Here is a 16906-nt window from a genome sequence, read left to right as displayed (position 1 = left end):
CTTGACCACGTGTGTTCCACTCTGCGCCATCGGGCCGCCACGCCCACCCTGCGTGAACAAACTTCCGCCCGCTTGACGACGTGGCGATGTCACGCTGCTTCGAATCGGGCCATTTGCGCGGAGATAGTAGAAGTGCGCGCCAACGTTTCAGCCCTTCGCTGCTCTCGCTCATGAAAAGCGCGGAGTGGGAAGCATCGCGTCGCGAAGCGAAAGCTAAGTCGAGGCCTCCTTTCTGGATCCAATCGAGATGAACGGCGGCACCGAAGCGTGCAAGGATTCGGTTTGAATGTCCTTGTGCGGTCGCCGTTTGCGCGAAACGGTAAATCATGAGCAGGCGAAATCCAAATTCTTTGAAAGCTTCAAGACGAGCTTGGCAAGCTCATGCGCAAAACGTCTTGGTTCGGAAACAAATCAATTGCCGCCATTGTTCTCGCGAGAAAATTATTCAACGGACAATGCGCTAGGCTTCACACCACGCAGCGCTGCTGCAGTTATGGTCATGCAAGGTGCTGACTCTCTTGTCCGTTCAACGATCTTCTTCGTCTCTGGTGACCGGCAAGAATAAACCCCCGGCCATCTCACCATCGAAACGAATGGCGCGCGATTGACCTGTGCGACAGCAGCTGCATTGCTATTTTTCCTGGTTACTCGACACTTCGCACAAGTCACACCATCATTCCTGCATCGCAATGACCTTGCGGCCATGAGCATGCGGTATTGGTGATGAGGCGTCGTGAGTTTATCAAATTCTCTGTTGGAACAGCAGCAGCCGCTTCAATTGCGCCACGCGCCGTTGCGCAGGCCGAACTGAAGGAAGTTCGTGTCGGCTACCAGAAGAACGGCGTGCTGGTCATCGCGCGCCAGCAGGCCGCCTTGGAAAAACATTTCGCGTCCCAGTGCATCGAGGTGAAATGGGTCGAGTTCTCCTCGGGGCCTCCGATGATGGAGGCGATGAATGTCGGCAGCGTCGATTTCGGCGCGGTCGGCGATTCCCCGCCGGTGTTCGCACAGGCCGCGGGCGCCGCGATCGTCTATGCTGCGGGCCAGCCCATCACCAACGGCCAGGGCATCCTGGTGCCGAAGGATTCGCCGATCCGCACGATCGCCGATTTGAAGGGCAAGCGTATCGGCTTCACCAAGGGCTCCAGCGCGCATAACATCGTGGTGCAGACCCTGGAGACGGCGAGCCTCACCTATGCCGACATCACGCCGGTCTATCTGACGCCGCCGGATGCGGGCCCCGCCTTTGCCAATGGCAGCATCGAGGCCTGGGCAATTTGGGATCCGTATTTCGCGATCGGCGAGACCAAGCAGGGTGGCCGCATCCTGATCAATTCGCGCGACGTCACCAGGACCAACTCCTTCTACATCGCCAATCGCGAATTCGCGAAGAACCACGGGGCGGTCCTGCAACAGATCGTCGATGTGACGACCGCGGCGGGTAAATGGGCCGAACAGCACCGCGACGAGGTCGCCAAATCGCTCGCCGCGATCACCGGCGTCCCATTGGACATTCAGACCGTTGCGGCCAATCGCGCGAACTTCGTGGTCGGCCCGGTCACCGACGACATCGTCGCGACCCAGCAGGGCGTTGCCGACCGCTTCTACAAGCTCGGCCTGATCCCGAAGCCGATCGTCATCCGCGACATCGTCTGGCGCAACCCGGCAGCTTGATCGTGCCGACCAGCCTTCCTATCCAAAAGGGTTTGAACATGAGGCGTATCATTCAGCGTCTGATCGCAGCCATCGTGCTGTCGATCGGCATCGTCGCCGCCGCGGTCGGCACCTCCTATGGTCAGGACAAGGTGGTCCGCATCGGCTACCAGAAATACGGCAAGCTGGTGCTGCTCAAGAGCAAGGGCACGCTGGAGCCGAAGCTCGCCGCCGACGGCTACAAAGTGGTGTGGACCGAATTCCCGTCCGGCCCGCCGCTGCTCGAAGCGCTCAATGTCGGCGCGATCGATTTCGGCAACACCGGCGAAGCCCCGCCGATCTTTGCGCAGGCCGCCGGCGCGCCGATCCAGTATGTTGCCTATGAGCCGCCGGCGCCGAAGGGCGAGGCGATCCTGGTGCCGAAGGACAGCGCGCTGAGATCGGTCGCCGATCTCAAGGGCAAGAAGGTCGCGCTCAACAAGGGCTCCAACGTCCACTACCTCCTGGTCAAGGCGCTGGAGAAGGCGGGCGTGAAATATTCCGAGATCGAGCCGGTGTTCCTGGCGCCGGCCGACGCGCGGGCCGCCTTCGAGCGCGGCGCGGTCGATGCCTGGGTGATCTGGGATCCGTTCCAGGCCGCAGCGGAGGCGGCCACGGGCGCGCGCACGCTCGCCGACGGCACCGGCATCGTCGCCAACTACCAGTTCTATTTCTCCTCCAAAAAATTCCTCGAAGCCGACCCGAAGATCGTCGACGCCGTGCTCGCCGAGCTCAGCACTGTCGACGATTGGGCCAAGGGCGACATCCATGCGGTGGCCGAGCAACTGGCGCCATCGATCGGTCTGTCGGTCCCCGTGGTCGAGGTCGCGTTGAAGCGGCAGGCCTACGGCATCAAGCCGATCACGGATGCCGTCATCGCCGACCAGCAGCAGGTCGCGGACGCGTTCGTCGCGCTAGGTCTGATCCCCAAGGCAATCAAGATTTCCGACGTGGCGCGCAAACCAGGAACATGAGCAGCACGATGAGCAAGCAAGCGAACGCCAACATCCTCTGGTTCCTGCCGACCCACGGCGACGGCCGTTATCTCGGCACCGGCATCGGCGGCCGCGAGGTCAACTTCAACTATCTGCGCCAGATTGCGCAAGCTGCCGATCAGCTCGGCTATTTCGGCGTGCTGCTGCCGACGGGGCGGTCTTGCGAGGATTCCTGGATCGTTGCCTCCAGCGTCGCGCCATTCACCGAGCGGCTGCGCTATCTCGTCGCCGTCCGGCCCGGCCTGCAATCGCCGAGTGTCGCCGCGCGCATGACGGCGACGCTCGATCGCATCTCGAACGGCCGGCTTCTCGTCAACGTCGTCACCGGCGGTGATCCCGTCGAGAACAAGGGCGACGGCATCTTCCTCGGCCATGACGAGCGCTACGAGGTCACCCGCGAGTTCCTCAACGTCTACAGCGACCTGCTCGCCGGAAAGATGGTCAATGTCGAGGGCAAGCACATCCATATCGAGGGCGGCAAGTTGCTGTTTCCTCCCGTGCAGTTGCCGCGTCCGCCGCTCTATTTCGGCGGATCGTCGGATGCCGGCATCGACGTCGCCGTCGACACCGTCGACAAATACCTTACCTGGGGTGAGCCGCCGGCGCTGGTGGCCGAGAAGATCGCGAAAGTGAGGGATGTCGCCGCTGCGCGTGGGCGAAAACTCTCCTTCGGCATCCGCCTTCACGTGATCGTCCGCGAGACCAATGAAGCGGCCTGGCGTGCCGCGAACGAGCTGATCAAGCATGTCAGCGACGACACCATCGCGCTGGCGCAGAAGAATTTTGCCCGCATGGACTCCGTCGGCCAGCAGCGCATGGCGCATCTCCATTGCGGCAAGCGCGACCAGCTCGAGATCGCGCCGAACCTGTGGGCCGGTGTCGGCCTCGTGCGCGGCGGCGCCGGCACCGCGTTGGTCGGCGATGCTCAGACCGTCGCGGCCCGTATCAGGGAGTATCAGGACCTCGGCATCGATACCTTCATCATGTCGGGCTACCCGCATCTGGAGGAAGCCTATCGCTTCGCCGAGCTGGTGTTCCCGCTGCTCTCGCTGGAGCAGCCCTCGAACGTGACGAAGCTGCACTTCAACGGCGGTCCTTTCGGCGAAACGGTCGGCAGCGATTTCCGTCCGCAGTACCGGGTGTCGCAGTCATGAGCCTGATCGACAGCATTTCGCTCCCGCGCGGCATTCGTTTGCCGCGCGTCGACGGCCTGATCCAGTGGATCGTGCCGCTCGCCATCATCGCGATCTGGCAGGTCGCGAGCGTCACTGGTTTCGTGCCGACCCGGGTGCTGCCGGCGCCGAGCGACGTCGTGCTCGCAGGCTGGAAACTGCTGCTCTCCGGCGAGCTCGTCCGCAACATCTGGGTCTCGTTCTGGCGTGCCTCGATCGGCTTCCTGATCGGCGGCAGCATCGGTTTCGCGTTCGGCCTCGCCAACGGCCTGTCGCAGCTCTCGGCAAAGCTCACCGACACCACGCTCCAAATGGTGCGCAACGTGCCGCATCTGGCGCTGATCCCGCTCGTCATCCTCTGGTTCGGCATCGACGAGAGCGCAAAGCTGTTCCTGGTGGTGCTGGGCGTGTTCTTCCCGATCTATCTCAACACGCTGCACGGCATCCGCACCGTCGATCCGCAGCTGATCGAGATGGGCCGCATCTACGGCATGACCGATGGCGAATTGTTTCGCCGGGTGATCTTCCCGGGCGCGCTGCCCTCGATCTTCGTCGGCATCCGCTTCGCGCTCGGAATCATGTGGCTGACGCTGATCGTCGCCGAGACCATCGCGGCCTCGTCGGGCCTCGGCTACATGGCGATGCAGGCGCGCGAGTTCATGCTGATCGACGTCGTCGTGCTCTCGATCCTGATCTACGCCCTGCTCGGCAAGCTCGCCGACAGCGCCTCCCGCGTGCTGGAGCGTCTGACGCTCGCCTGGCACCCCGCCTTCCAGAAACGTTGAGCAGAAATACTCGAAATCCCATGCAGACAGCGCTTCGTACCTCCCTTCCGGAAACCGAGCTCGCCAGCCGCGCCAATTTCGCGCCGCACGCCCGTGTGGTGCGCGAGGAGTGCCCGACGACGACCGCCGGCCTGCCGCTCAGCATCCGTGGCTTGCGCAAATCCTTCGGGGACAACGAGGTGCTGCGCGGCATCGATTTGCGCATCCCCGCCGGCCAGTTCGTCGCCATCGTCGGCAAGAGCGGTTGCGGCAAGAGCACGCTGCTGCGCCTCATCGCCGGTCTGGAAAAAATCGACGTCGGCAGCATCAGCTTTGGCCAGGATATCCAGCCCGAGGATATCCGCGTCATGTTCCAGGAGCCGCGGTTGCTGCCCTGGGCGCGCGTGCTCGCCAATGTCGAGGTCGGCCTTGGCCGCGATCGCGTCTCCGGCGATGCGCATGCGCGCGCCGAGAAGGCGCTGACCGAAGTTGGCCTTGCCGACAAGCGCGATCAGTGGCCCTCAGTGCTGTCGGGCGGCCAGAAGCAGCGCGTCGCGCTCGGCCGCGCGCTGGTCTCCCGCCCGCGCGTGCTCGCCTTCGACGAGCCGCTCGGCGCGCTGGACGCTTTGACCCAAATCTCGATGCAACGTCTCTTAGAGCGCGTTTGGCGCGACCAGGGCTTTACCGCGATCCTGGTGACCCACGACGTCGCCGAAGCCGTCGCCTTGGCCGACCGGGTGCTGGTGATCGAGGACGGTTGTATCGCACAGGACGTGACCGTCAACGTGCCACGGCCGCGCGAGCGCGGTTCGCCGGACCTTGCCAATCTCGAAGGCTCAATTCTACGCCTTCTTCTCTCGGGTGACGAGCGAGCCTCGATTCAGGGGCTATGGTCAGCAAGTCCGCCATGAATGTCATCTCCCGTCATATTTTGACTGACAAAAACGTCTCGTCTGCTGACTTTCGCGCCGCCATGAGGCACCTGACCGGCGGCGTCAGCGTTATCACAGCCGGGCAGGGCAGGGACATCACCGGCATGACGGTGACGTCGCTCTCAGTCGATCCGCCGGCGCTGATTGTCAGCATCAACCGGCACGCGTCCTCGTTTCCGCTCATCAAGCGCCTCGGCGCCTTCGGCGTGAATCTCCTCAATGCCGATCATCTCGATATCGCCGAGCGCTTTGCTGGCAAGGGCGGCCTGAAGGGCGTCGATCGCTTTGCGGGCAGCGACTGGGTGACGGCGGTCTCCGGCGTCCCGCTGCTGGCGGGCGCGTCGGCTGCACTCGATTGCGAGGTGGAAGAGATCATCGAGCGTCACTCGCATGGCATCGTCATCGGGCGGGTGCGCGGCGTCCGGAGTTCAACCCGCGGTGCGAGCCTGGCGTATTGGCATTCTCAGTACGTAGCGATCGACCACGAAGAGGATGCTATCAGATTAGCTCAGGTCAGCGTGCCCCAGCGAGGTCGATCTACCCCTTGAACGCGAAGCCATCGCATTCGCCGTTGCACACATTGGACCTTCCGCGCGGAACGGTCGGACAGAAACTTAAGTGAGCGGGTGATAGCCCGTTTATCGAGAATTGTTGAAGAGCGCATGAGATTGGTGTCACAGAGGATCGAGCGCGACGCGAGCAATTGCATCGCTTGCCGCTGGTTCTCTGCGGCCACGGGCGGCTGTTGCTCCCGCTGAGCACCTTTTAAGCAGAAAGCGAGAAATAAGCAGGAGCGCCGAATTCCGGCGAACAAACAGCCATGCCCGAAGCTTACATCATTGAGGTCAACGATCGGACTGCCGGCATCATCACACGAGATAGAGGCGGTTTTCGAATTCTTCTCATCGGAGCGCCTGTTCAACCGCCTGGAAGGTCGCCAGTTTCGATCGGCGCGCGATGCGGAGCGCGCCGCACGTGTCTTGCTCTCTCCCGAATCGGCGAAGCGCATCAATGAGAAGTGATCGAAAGATCAAGCCGGGGCTAACACAAAAACCGATTGGTTGTTCATCGGCATCAGCATGGAGAGAATGCCTTCGCTCTGCGGCACATTCGAAATTCCATTTCATTGACGATGCGGCGATCGCGCCGCATGATTTGCGCATCATATCCACGTGGCGAGCGATCGCTCGCATAGCAGGATCGTCTTACAACGCAAGTTCTCAATCGATTGCGCAACGCGAAACGTTGCGTGTGCGGCGCAGTTTTGCCCAGCGCAGGAAACGAGGCTGATGAGAAATCACGATAAACGCGGCGGATCGGGGCTCGATCGGCGGCATTTTTTCCAAGCGGGCCTGTCCGCGGCGTTCGCTGCACCGCTCGGCGGATTGGGCGCGCAGGCTTTTGCGCCGCGCAGCATCGCAGGCGGAATCGACTTCTCGGAATTCCCGCTGTGCCGGACCGCCTCCGACGCACCCGCCTTCACCGGTGCGCCGCGCAAGCTGAAACTGTCGTGGAATGCCGGCGCGGTCTGCCTCGCGCCGGTGCCGGTCGCCATCGAGCACGGCTTCTTCCAGAAGCACAATCTCGACGTCGAGCTCGTCAACTATTCCGGATCGACCGACCAGCTGCTCGAGGCGATCGCGACGGGAAAGAGCGACGCCGGTCTCGGCATGGCGCTGCGCTGGCTGAAGCCATTGGAGCAGGGGTTTGACGTCAAGATCGCCGCCGGCACCCATGGCGGCTGCATGCGGGTGCTGTCGCGTAGCGATTCCGGCGTCGCCAAGCTCGCCGATCTCAAGGGCAAGATCGTCGCGGTCGGCGATCTCGCCGGCCCCGACAAGAATTTCTTCTCGATCCAGCTCGCCAAGCTCGGCATCGACCCGGTCAAGGACGTCGACTGGCGCGCCTATCCCGGCAATTTGCTCAACGTCGCCGTGGAGAAGGGCGAGGTGCAGGCCTTCCTGTCCTCCGATCCGCTCGCCTATCTCTGGCTCAAGGATACTCAATACAAGGAAGTCGCTTCCAATCTCGACGGCGAGTATCGCGAAAAGAGTGCTGCATCCTCGGCCTGCGCGGCAGCCTGGTGCGTGAGGAGCCGCAGGTCGCCCGCGCCATCACGCAGGCGCTGCGCGATGCCGCGATGTTCACCGCGCAGAATGCGTCGGTTGCGGCAAAATCGTTCCAGCCCTACGCGCCGAAGGCGGCCACGCTCGCCGACATCGAGGGCATGGTGCGCTACCACACCCACCATCATCATCCGGTCGGCGACGTGCTCGAAGCGCGAGCTCAAGGCCTATGCCGACGATCTGAAGAGCGTGCAGGTCTTCAAGCCGAGCACCGACACGGCCAAATTCGCGGAGCGCATCTATGTCGACGTATTCGCTGTCTGACGGCCTCGCCTCCGGCGCGCCGCGCCTCCCGCGCGCGCCACTGCTTGCGACCTGGATCAGAGAGTCGGGCGTCGGCGTGCTCGCAAGCATTACCTGGATCGCCTTCGGCCTGTCCTGCCTGTGGTGGGAGGATGTCGGCGACTGGTCGCGGACACATTCGCTCGGCATTGCGGCCTTCATCGTCGCCGCGGTCGCCTTGTTCGGAACAGTTGGTGCCGATTATCTCGGCTCCGCAGGGCGGGGTTTGCGCAAGCGCGCGCCCTGGCTCGTGGCGCTTGGCGCATTCCTGACGATTTGGGAAGTTGCCACTGCAAAGTTCGCCTGGCTGCCGCTGCCGTTCTTTCCGCCACCGCAGGCGATCATCGAGGTCTATACCGACGACCTGCCGAAACTGCTCGACAGCGTCTTTGCCTCGGTCAAGCTTCAGCTCGGCGGTTATCTCATCGGTGCCACGGTCGGTTTCCTGACCGGTGTCTCGATCGGCTGGTCGCGCGCCGTCGGTTATTGGGTGCATCCGGTGCTGCGCTTCATCGGCCCGCTGCCGGCGACCGCGTGGCTGCCGATCGCCTTCTTCACGTTCCCGTCGAGCTGGAGCGCCTCGACCTTCCTGATCGCGCTGGCGACCGGCTTTCCAGTCACCGTGCTGACCTGGTCCGGCGTCGCTAGCGTCAGCAACGCCTACTACGACGTCGCGCGGACCCTGGGCGCAAAGCCGTCCTTCCTGGTGCTGAAGGTCGCGATCCCGGCGGCGCTGCCGCACGTGTTCGTCGGCCTGTTCATGGGGCTCGGCTCGTCCTTCGCGGTGCTGGTCGTCGCCGAGATGATCGGCGTCAAGGCGGGCCTCGGCTGGTACCTGCAATGGGCGCAGGGCTGGGCCGCCTATTCCAACATGTATGCGGCGCTGATCGTGATGTCGCTGCTCTGCTCCGGCGCGATCACGCTGCTGTTTTCGATCCGCGACCGCCTGCTGGTCTGGCAGAAGGGGACCGTGAAATGGTAGCTCTGGCTGAAGCGATCGCGCATCCGGCCGCCGGCGCCGCGCTCGATATCGAGCAGGTCAGCCACGCCTTCGACATTGACGGCGCCGAGCTGCCTGTGCTCAGCGACGTCAGCATCTCTGTCGAGCCCGGCGAATTCGTCGCGCTGCTCGGCCCATCCGGTTGCGGCAAGTCGACCTTGCTGCGGCTGGTCGCCGGTCTCGACAAGCCGAAGGCAGGCAGGTTGCGGGAGGACGAGGATCTCATCAGAAATCCGCATCCCTCGCGCGTCGTCGTGTTCCAGGATCCGACCCTGTTTCCCTGGCGGTCGGTCTGGGACAACGTCGCCCTGGGCCTCGAGGCCCAGGGCATTTTGAAGAGCCAGCGTCACCGCGTCGACGCCGCGCTCGATCTCGTTGGCCTCTCGTCATTCCGCAACGCCTATCCGCACCAGCTCTCCGGCGGCATGGCGCAGCGCGTCGCGCTGGCGCGGGCGCTGGTCAACGATCCAAAAATCCTGATCCTCGACGAGCCGCTGGGCAAACTCAACTCGCTGACCCGCATCACCATGCAGGCCGAGCTTGTCTCGCTCTGGCAGCGCAAGGGATTCACCACGCTGCTGGTGACGCACGATGCGGAGGAAGCCCTGGTGCTCGCCAACCGCGTCATCGTGTTCAGCGACCGCCCGGCACGGGTCAAGGCCGACATCCGTGTCGACCGACCCTATCCACGCCATCGCGGTGATCCCTATCTGGCCGATCTGCGCCGCCAGATTCTTGGCCTGCTGGGGCTGGATGCCACATGGTGACCTCTTTAGCGAAAGGGCGCACGGCCCTTAGCGAGCCCGACTACATCGCACGCGCCGAGGCGCTGGCGACGAGCTTTGCCGCGCGCGCGGCCGAGCATGACCGCAATGGCAGCTTCCCCTTCGAGAATTTCCGCGAGCTCTCCGAGGCGGGCCTGTTGTCGCTGACGGTTCCTACGGTCCACGGTGGGGCCGGCGCCGGCGCACGATACGCCGCGCGCGTGATCGGCGTCATCGGCAAGGCCGATGCGTCGACGGCGCTGGTGCTGTCGATGCACTACATCAATCATCTCGTCATGGCGCGCAGCGCGACCTGGCCGGCGCGGTTGTCGCGCAAGCTCGCGCGCGAGAGCGTCGAAGGCCTTGCCCTCGTCAACGCGCTGCGGGTCGAGCCCGAGCTCGGTTCGCCGGCGCGCGGCGGCCTGCCGGCGACGATCGCGCGGCGCACCGAGACCGGCTGGCGCCTCTCCGGCCACAAGATCTATTCGACGGGATCGCCGATCCTGAAATGGTACCTGGTCTGGGCGCGGACCGACGAGGTCGAGCCGCGCGTCGGCCAGTTCCTGGTGCCGGCGGGCCTGCCGGGCACCCGCATCGTCGAGACCTGGGACCATCACGGCCTGCGTGCCAGCGGCAGCCACGATGTCGTCTTCGAGGATGTCGTGATCCCGCTCGATGCCGAGATCGATGTCCGCAAGCCGGCGGACTGGCGCGCGCCTGATGCCACGCAGGCGACCGTCCACACCGTCCTCGTTGCTGCGATCTATGACGGCGTTGCCCGCGCCGCGCGCGACTGGCTGATCACGTTCCTGAAACAGCGCGTTCCCGCCAGTCTCGGTGCGCCGCTCGCGACCTTGCCGCGGGCGCAGGAGATCCTCGGGGCCATCGAGACGCGGCTCGCAGTCAATGCGCGGCTGATCGATAGTTTCGCCGGCGACTTCGACGATGGGATCACGCTGCCGGCGGCCGAGTCCAACGCGATCAAGCTCGCTGTCACCAACAACGCAATCGCCGCGGTCGAGGACGCTCTCTCTCGACCGGCAATCATGGTCTGACGCGTGCCAATCCGCTGGAGCGGCACTATCGCGACGTCCTGTGTGGGCGCGTGCACACGCCGCAAGACGATTCCACGCGCATCCGCCTCGGCCGCGCCGCATTGGGCCTCTAGCTTTTCCGGAAAACAACCAGGGAGACGGTCATGTCGATCGAGTTCATCGGCTTCATCAGCAACAACAATTCGTCCGAAACCGTCGTCCGCGAGGGGCCGGTGCTCAACCCCACCCACATCGAGACCGTGGCGAAGGCGCATGAGAATGCCGGCTTCGATCGCGCGCTGCTGGCGTTTCATTCGACCACGCCCGACGCGCTCCAGGTCGCGCAGCACGTCCTCAACCACACCGATCGCCTCAACGTTCTGATCGCGCAGCGGCTCGGCTTCACTGCCCCGACGTTGCTGGCGCGGCAGTTCGCGGCGCTCGACCAGTTCTCCCGCGGACGTGTCGCGCTCCACGTGATTACCGGCGGCAATGCCACTGAGCTTCGGCAGGACGGCAACACGCTCGACGACAAGGACGAGCGCTATGCCCGCACCTCCGAATTCCTCGACATCGTCAAGCTGGAGTGGACCAGTGACAAGCCTTTCACCTACAAGGGAAAATACTACCAGGTCGAGAACGGGTTTTCCCAGGTGAAGCCCTATCACCCCCGAGGCATCCGCATCTATTTCGGGGGCGCCTCGGATGCTGCGATCGATGTGGCCGGCAAGCATGCCGATACGTTCGCGCTATGGGGCGAATCCTACGCCCAGGTGCGCGATGTTACATCGCGCGTCCATAACGCGGCGGTCAGGCAGGGGCGGCCGACGCCGCGCTTCAGCCTGTCGGTCCGGCCGATCATTGCGCCGACGGAAAAGCAGGCCTGGGAGAAGGCGGAGGACATTCTGGCGCGCGCGACTGCGCTTCAGGACAAGACCGGCTATCGCAAGCCCGCCGATGGCCACGCCACGGCCGGCGCGCGGCGCCTGCTCGCGCTCGCCGATCAGGGCAGCCGCATCGACAAGCGGCTCTGGACCGAGATCGCAAAGCTCACCGGCGCCAACAGCAACACCACCGCGCTGGTCGGTACGCCCGAGCAGGTCGCCGAAGTCTTTGGCGACTATTACGACCTCGGCATCACCCATTTCCTGATCCGCGGCTTCGATCCCTTGATCGACACCATCGAATACGGCCGCGAGCTGATCCCGCTCACGCGCGAGCTCATCTCGAAGCGGCAGCTCGCACGAGGGGAGGCCGCGGCATGATCAGGCTAATGCTGGCCGGCGCGCTGCTGCTCGGTGCGATCGAGGCCGCGGCGGGACAAACCACCCTCCGCGTCGGAGACCAGAAGGGCAATGCCCAGGCTGTGATGGAAGCGGCAGGCGTTTTGAGGGACGTGCCCTATAGGATCGAGTGGAAGGAATTCGCAGCTGCAGCGCCGCTTCTGGAGGCGCTCAGCGCCGGTGCGATCGAGACGGGGCTCGTGGGTGACGCGCCTTTCACCTTCGCGGCGGCTGCCGGCGCGCCGGTCAAAGCAATTGCGGCAATCCGACAGACGGGGGAGGGCCTTGCGCTCCTCGTGCCAGAGAAATCTCCCATCAAGAGCTTTGATGATCTGCGCGGCAGGAAGATCGCCACCGGACGCGGCTCGATCGGCCACCAGCTAATCCTCGCCGCGCTGGAGAAAAATGGCTGGAAGGCGAATGACGTGCAGATCACATTCCTCACGCCATCCGACGCCAAGATTGCCTATACACAAGGTTCGGTCGATGCGTGGTCGACGTGGGAGCCCTATGTCAGCCAGGAGGAGGTGCTGTTCAAATCGCGCCGCCTAATCACCGCGCAAGGATTGACGCCAGGTCTCAGCTTCCAGGTCGCCACTCCTGACTCCATACGCGACAAGCGGTCTGAACTGACCGACTTCATCCGTCGACTCGCGGCTGCGAGGGCGTGGTCGCTCACAAATCCCAACAGCTACGCCGAGACGTGGGGCAGGTTGATGAATATCCCAACTGTGGTGCCGCTGAATTGGCTGTCGCGGGCAAAAGTGCGCATTGCGCCAATCGACGATAGCGTGACGAGGGACGAGCAGAGCACGATCGACCTCTATTTCCGCTGGGGTCTTATCAAGCGAAAGCTTCGTGCCGATGAAATCGTCGATCGCTCCTTCTCAGACGCGATCTCTAAGGGCGCAGGTTTGTAAGTTAGTCCGCGTATCAAGAACGGATTTGCGAGAGATTGGACTGACACCATTGTGAAGCAGAGCTCGCACGTTGCGAGACCGCGACCATAGCGGAAAAAGTGGTTTGCGGGCGAAAATCTGACTTCGCAGACAGCTGTTGGGATTATAGCGGAGCTTCCGGGCGCTTGTGCTTCGGGCGATTACAGTCGGCTACTGTCTCGACACGCGCTTCCGCTCGCAGCAAAAGCAACTTCATCCGTAGCGCGATTTCCTGAAGGAACGGCTTTTAGCGCTGCCTCCGGGCATTGTAGGCATTGTTGATTGTTTGCTGTACGTCCGGATAGGCTTCAACACAGATATCGCGGGTAAAATCCGGTCATTTTCACTGCGCCGTTGAGGGTACCCAAGTCGCTCGCGTAGTCGTCGGTTGAGGGTGTAGTAGATATCTCTTTAGAGCGATTGCATCCAAAAGTTCCGATGCGGCTAGCGAGTAAAGCCTCATACTACACACGACTAACCAAAGCTCGCATATAGCTCAGTGATCTCTCAGCCCACATTCGACTTGCGACCACATCCAACATCGTCCCCTGTCGACTTCGCCGGAAGGAAGCCACCTCATGAGCAGCGACTCTCAGTCTAAGAATCCGCCGAGGTGGGACTGGCCATTCTGGATGAAGGGCAGCATGCCCAATCCTCTGGATTTCTTTGCGGCGCCCCGGAATTCCGAAGCCGGTCGAGCCTGAGAATGCGTTTCATATGAGCAAACCGCATCTCGATCTTTTTGCGCTCGCGGCACGATTGCTCGAAGGCTTCCGTATGGCCAGGGCACGGACACGATCGCGCACATCTTCGTTGACGTCGCGGGTAATTTTGCGCACGACCGCCGTCGTGCATTTGGGCTTCAAGGCGCAGCCAGAGTAGTCGCTCTTGCTGACCCTGTAGTAAACGATGTGACCTTGATCGATATTGCCGGTGCTGGTCAGTTCGGCGCCACTCGGACATAGACATTGCGCTTCTGGTCGAAGACGAAGTCGGCTCGGCTAAAGGTGCCATCGGGGCGTGCCGACTTGTCCCACACCGGAACGTGCGGCGTGATCTTGCGATCCACTAGCCATCTGAGCAGTCTGACCGCGCCGTAAGCCGTGTCGCCTGCAACCTTTTGGGGCGCAGATCGAAGCGACGCTCAACACGGTCCACCATGGTCTCGGTGACAGCAATCTCAACCGCACGGTTCGCGCGCGTGCCTACCGCATCGAGGATGATCCCGGCCTTGTTGTCGATCAGATAGTTCGCGTGATAAGCAAAGAATGGATCCACGCCCGGCCTCGTAACCCATGTTGCTTGCGGATCGGTGAGCGAGACTTCCTTGGGAGGCTTGCGGCGACGGCTGCCTTCACTTGAACCGCCGCCGTCTTCATCACTGTCCTTATCGCTATTGGCGGCATCAAGCACTGCGATGTACTCGCGACCCGCATGGGATGCTTCCTCCGGCTTTGGCCAGGTAATAGGCGGGTCGCCGGGACGTCGCCTAGTCTTGTTCACATCTGCCTTGATCAGGCTCGCATCGACTGAGAACGCTTCGGCTCCGACCAGCCCCGCCGAAATACACAGCGCCACTACACGCTCAAAAACCCGGCGTAAGGCATCGCTCTCATGGAAGCGTTCGCGCCGCGCCCGGCAGAACACCGAGTGATCAGGGATATGGTCCTCGATGCCGAGCTTGCAAAACCATCTTTAAGCCAGGTTGACCTGGACCTCGGCGCAGAGCCGACGCTCGAAACGAAGTGCAAATACGTAGCCCAAGATCAGCATCCGGATCATGAGCACCGGATCGTGCGAGTAGAATGGAGCGAGCTCGTTGTGCACCCAACTCAGGTCCAGCAAACCGTCGATTTGCCGTACCAGGTGATCAGCCGGCACCACCTTGTCGAGATCAAAGAAGAGCTTCGTTGCGGGGGCGGATCGGGGGCAGTCGACGTTACCGCCCGAATGCCTCGACGACTTCATTGACGAGAGCAACCCTGTTCGGGTGATCGACGTGTTTGTCGACACGCTCGATTTGGCCGAGATGAGCTTCGAAGGGTGGAGCCGGCGGCAACCGGTCGGCCGTCGTATCATCCCTCGGTTCTGCTGAAGCTCTACATCTACGGCTATCTGAACCGGGTGCAGTCGAGCCGGCGGCTGGAACGAGAGGCCGGACGCAATGTCGAGGTCATGTGGCTGCTGGGTCGGCTCGTCCCTGATCACAAGACGATTGCGGACTTCCGCAAAGACAATGGCCTGCCATCGAGAACAGAATGTGATCAATGCAGCATGCCAAGTTCCTCGAGAGTGACGTGCGGCCTGGAAGACGTGCTGTAACCAAATCCAATCGTCTCGATCAGCTACTGAAATTGACGCTTACCCCTCTCCAAACCGAGTCCGTACTCCGATAGAACGCGGTCGTATCCGCCATAACGGGCTGCCTGCTATTCCGAAGCAGGGCTATGCGAAGGCGTTCGGCGATCGATGAAGTGAGGTATCGGCCTGCCACAGCGGTTGGTCGAGATCGCCGGCAAGGAGCGCATCGTCCGCGCGAACGTCGAAGCCGCGCGGCGCGCCTGGCGAGGCCGGCCTTGAGCTCCGTTCGGCGCCCGATGCGCTGATCGAGAAACTTGCGGTCAATGCAAACGAGGACCAGCTTCAGCGGATGATCGAGGACATGGGGTGCATCACGGACGTGCGCGAGTTCATCCGCGAGCACAACATCGAACTTCCGAATTTACCTCTTGGTCGAGCGGGACGCGCCATCACTCGTGATCGGGCCGTCACAGGCGTCGAAATCATCGCGCCCCCGATTCCTTTCTGGAAAGCGTTCTCGAACGGATTCGCGAGATCGCAGACAACCATCCGGAAATCGAAGCCGAGGTTGTCGGCGGCCTAGAGCGTGATGTTTTTATACGGAAACATACCCTGAATTTTTGAGATAGTTGGCGCACTCCTCCTTGGAGAAGAGGTCGAGGAGTTCGCCGACCTTGCGCCAAGTCGCTTCGACATCACGTGTCTGGGCGGCTCGCATCAGGTGTTTGAGCTTGGCGAAGACCTGCTCGATCGGGTTGAGGTCGGGGCTGTAGGGCGGCAGGAAGAGCAGATGTGCTCCTGTGGCGCGGATGGCGTTGCGCGCCGCCTTGCCCTTGTGACTGCCGAGATTATCGAGGATGACGAGTTCACCTTTTGCGAGGGTCGGCGCCAGTACCTGTTCGATATAAAGGGTGAAGAGCTCGCCATTGATTGGGCCGTCGATGACCCATGGCGCGCTGATCCGATCGTGGCGCAGCGCCGCGATGAAGGTCATGGTCTTCCAATGGCCGAAAGGCGCAGACGCCTGGAGACGTTGCCCGCTCGGCCCCCAGCCTCGCAGCGGCGCCATGTTGGTTTTGATCCAGGTCTCGTCGATAAAGACCAGGCGCGAAGCGTCGATCCTGCCCTGATGGGTCTTCCAGCGCGTCCGTTTACGGGCGATATCGGGACGATCTTGTTCGGCCGGCAGGACCGTTTTTTTTGAAGCTCAGCCCTTCGGCGTGAACGAACGTCCACACCGCCCGCACGTCTGTCTTGATCCCGCGCGCAGCCAGTTCCTCCGTCAGCTTCCGCAAAGTGAATGGGCCGGAGTGAATGCGTTTGCGCAGCCAGTCGGCATTGGTGCCGGACAGAACCGGCTTCTTGTGACCGCCGATCTTGCCGGGAGAAACGCCTCCGGTCTCCCGCCGCAAATTCTTCCACTTCGTCACACAGGAAGGGCTGATCTGAAGCGCTTCTGCGATCGAACGAACGGTCTCGCCCGCGTCAGCTCGCGCAAGAGCGCGTTCGCGAATGTCTTCCGAAAGCGGTCGCGTCATCCATGCTGGCCTCCGCTTTCCAGCATGGAGCTTGAATCAGAAATCCTCCCCGCAGGGAATCCCGATTCCGGCAAAAAACAACATG

General features: G+C 62.6%; 13 protein-coding genes and 5 pseudogenes. 16 read left to right on the top strand and 2 right to left on the bottom strand.

From position 1 onward, the window contains the following. The first annotated feature begins 286 nt into the window (after positions 1-286). The 14 genes and pseudogenes from ACSKB8_RS00560 to ACSKB8_RS00495 all read left to right on the top strand — a co-directional run bounded on the left by ACSKB8_RS00560 (position 287) and on the right by ACSKB8_RS00495 (position 12964). Positions 287-565 (top strand): hypothetical protein, encoded by a 279-nt coding sequence (locus ACSKB8_RS00560; RefSeq protein WP_438101773.1) that lies wholly within the window; start codon positions 287-289, stop codon positions 563-565. Positions 566-723: 158 nt separating this feature from the next. After that, on the top strand, positions 724-1674 hold the full coding sequence (locus ACSKB8_RS00555) for a sulfonate ABC transporter substrate-binding protein (RefSeq protein WP_438101771.1): 951 nt from the start codon (positions 724-726) through the stop codon (positions 1672-1674). A gap of 38 nt (positions 1675-1712) precedes the next feature. Further along, the gene (locus ACSKB8_RS00550; RefSeq protein WP_438101769.1) at positions 1713-2666 is read left to right on the top strand and encodes a sulfonate ABC transporter substrate-binding protein; all 954 of its coding nucleotides are present in this window, start codon (positions 1713-1715) and stop codon (positions 2664-2666) included. Next, on the top strand, positions 2663-3841 hold the full coding sequence (ssuD, locus tag ACSKB8_RS00545; protein ID WP_438101767.1) for an FMNH2-dependent alkanesulfonate monooxygenase: 1179 nt from the start codon (positions 2663-2665) through the stop codon (positions 3839-3841). The genes ACSKB8_RS00550 and ssuD overlap by 4 nt, the downstream gene beginning before the upstream one ends. Further along, the gene (gene ssuC, locus ACSKB8_RS00540) at positions 3838-4644 is read left to right on the top strand and encodes an aliphatic sulfonate ABC transporter permease SsuC (RefSeq protein WP_438101766.1); all 807 of its coding nucleotides are present in this window, start codon (positions 3838-3840) and stop codon (positions 4642-4644) included. Before ssuD ends, ssuC begins: the two co-directional genes overlap by 4 nt. A 20-nt stretch (positions 4645-4664) precedes the next feature. Beyond that, on the top strand, positions 4665-5534 hold the full coding sequence (locus ACSKB8_RS00535) for an ATP-binding cassette domain-containing protein (RefSeq protein ID WP_438101764.1): 870 nt from the start codon (positions 4665-4667) through the stop codon (positions 5532-5534). Then, complete coding sequence (locus tag ACSKB8_RS00530; RefSeq protein ID WP_438101762.1) at positions 5531-6103, top strand: flavin reductase family protein; 573 nt, start codon at positions 5531-5533, stop codon at positions 6101-6103. The genes ACSKB8_RS00535 and ACSKB8_RS00530 overlap by 4 nt, the downstream gene beginning before the upstream one ends. 272 nt (positions 6104-6375) lie before the next feature. Next, positions 6376-6577, top strand: a pseudogene (locus ACSKB8_RS00525) (hypothetical protein). Positions 6578-6844: 267 nt separating this feature from the next. Then, a pseudogene (locus ACSKB8_RS00520) lies at positions 6845-7945 on the top strand (ABC transporter substrate-binding protein). After that, positions 7923-8945: an ABC transporter permease gene (locus ACSKB8_RS00515; protein WP_438101760.1), complete on the top strand. Its 1023-nt coding sequence runs from the start codon at positions 7923-7925 to the stop codon at positions 8943-8945. Before ACSKB8_RS00520 ends, ACSKB8_RS00515 begins: the two are co-directional and overlap by 23 nt. Continuing rightward, complete coding sequence (locus ACSKB8_RS00510; RefSeq protein WP_438101758.1) at positions 8939-9730, top strand: ABC transporter ATP-binding protein; 792 nt, start codon at positions 8939-8941, stop codon at positions 9728-9730. Before ACSKB8_RS00515 ends, ACSKB8_RS00510 begins: the two co-directional genes overlap by 7 nt. Then, positions 9724-10895 (top strand): annotated as a pseudogene (locus ACSKB8_RS00505) (acyl-CoA dehydrogenase family protein). Before ACSKB8_RS00510 ends, ACSKB8_RS00505 begins: the two are co-directional and overlap by 7 nt. 30 nt (positions 10896-10925) lie before the next feature. Continuing rightward, a complete protein-coding gene (locus ACSKB8_RS00500; RefSeq protein WP_438101756.1) occupies positions 10926-12026 on the top strand; it encodes an LLM class flavin-dependent oxidoreductase in 1101 nt (366 codons plus the stop codon). Further along, positions 12023-12964, top strand: coding sequence for an ABC transporter substrate-binding protein (locus tag ACSKB8_RS00495; protein WP_438101754.1), 942 nt, complete (start codon positions 12023-12025; stop codon positions 12962-12964). Before ACSKB8_RS00500 ends, ACSKB8_RS00495 begins: the two co-directional genes overlap by 4 nt. 693 nt (positions 12965-13657) lie before the next feature. Here ACSKB8_RS00495 and ACSKB8_RS00490 read toward each other — a convergent pair. Then, positions 13658-14866, bottom strand: a pseudogene (locus tag ACSKB8_RS00490) (IS1182 family transposase); the annotation flags it as partial. 1 nt (position 14867) lies between these two features. On the opposite strand from ACSKB8_RS00490, the pseudogene ACSKB8_RS00485 reads away from it, so the two are divergent. Next, a pseudogene (locus ACSKB8_RS00485) lies at positions 14868-15250 on the top strand (transposase); the annotation flags it as partial. Between the two features lie 382 nt (positions 15251-15632). Then, positions 15633-15866 carry a hypothetical protein gene (locus ACSKB8_RS00480; RefSeq protein WP_438101752.1) on the top strand — a complete coding sequence of 78 codons (234 nt, stop codon included), beginning with the start codon at positions 15633-15635 and terminating at the stop codon, positions 15864-15866. Positions 15867-15878: 12 nt separating this feature from the next. Here the strand turns inward: ACSKB8_RS00480 and ACSKB8_RS00475 are convergent. Beyond that, positions 15879-16821, bottom strand: a protein-coding gene (locus tag ACSKB8_RS00475) for an IS630 family transposase (RefSeq protein ID WP_438101750.1) whose coding sequence is annotated in 2 segments (ribosomal slippage) — positions 15879-16484 and positions 16486-16821 — 942 coding nt in all. Because the reading frame shifts where the segments join, the coding sequence is not laid out codon by codon here. Between the last annotated feature and the right edge of the window lie 85 nt (positions 16822-16906).

Origin of the sequence: Bradyrhizobium sp. BR 1432, from assembly GCF_051547705.1 — a bacterium.
GTDB lineage: Bacteria > Pseudomonadota > Alphaproteobacteria > Rhizobiales > Xanthobacteraceae > Bradyrhizobium > Bradyrhizobium zhanjiangense.
Note: the sequence above shows the minus strand (reverse complement) of the source record. Positions and strands in the feature narration are given on the sequence as shown.

What these genes read in the sequence shown, in the direction of transcription:
- ACSKB8_RS00530 (WP_438101762.1), top strand. Translation starts at nt 5,531, where the DNA reads ATGAATGTCATCTCCCGTCATATTTTGACTGACAAAAACGTCTCGTCT.
- ACSKB8_RS00480 (WP_438101752.1), top strand. Translation starts at nt 15,633, where the DNA reads ATGATCGAGGACATGGGGTGCATCACGGACGTGCGCGAGTTCATCCGC.
- ACSKB8_RS00500 (WP_438101756.1), top strand. Translation starts at nt 10,926, where the DNA reads ATGTCGATCGAGTTCATCGGCTTCATCAGCAACAACAATTCGTCCGAA.
- ACSKB8_RS00560 (WP_438101773.1), top strand. Translation starts at nt 287, where the DNA reads ATGTCCTTGTGCGGTCGCCGTTTGCGCGAAACGGTAAATCATGAGCAG.
- ACSKB8_RS00510 (WP_438101758.1), top strand. Translation starts at nt 8,939, where the DNA reads ATGGTAGCTCTGGCTGAAGCGATCGCGCATCCGGCCGCCGGCGCCGCG.
- ACSKB8_RS00555 (WP_438101771.1), top strand. Translation starts at nt 724, where the DNA reads ATGAGGCGTCGTGAGTTTATCAAATTCTCTGTTGGAACAGCAGCAGCC.
- ACSKB8_RS00515 (WP_438101760.1), top strand. Translation starts at nt 7,923, where the DNA reads ATGTCGACGTATTCGCTGTCTGACGGCCTCGCCTCCGGCGCGCCGCGC.
- ssuC (WP_438101766.1), top strand. Translation starts at nt 3,838, where the DNA reads ATGAGCCTGATCGACAGCATTTCGCTCCCGCGCGGCATTCGTTTGCCG.
- ACSKB8_RS00550 (WP_438101769.1), top strand. Translation starts at nt 1,713, where the DNA reads ATGAGGCGTATCATTCAGCGTCTGATCGCAGCCATCGTGCTGTCGATC.
- ACSKB8_RS00535 (WP_438101764.1), top strand. Translation starts at nt 4,665, where the DNA reads ATGCAGACAGCGCTTCGTACCTCCCTTCCGGAAACCGAGCTCGCCAGC.
- ACSKB8_RS00495 (WP_438101754.1), top strand. Translation starts at nt 12,023, where the DNA reads ATGATCAGGCTAATGCTGGCCGGCGCGCTGCTGCTCGGTGCGATCGAG.
- ssuD (WP_438101767.1), top strand. Translation starts at nt 2,663, where the DNA reads ATGAGCAGCACGATGAGCAAGCAAGCGAACGCCAACATCCTCTGGTTC.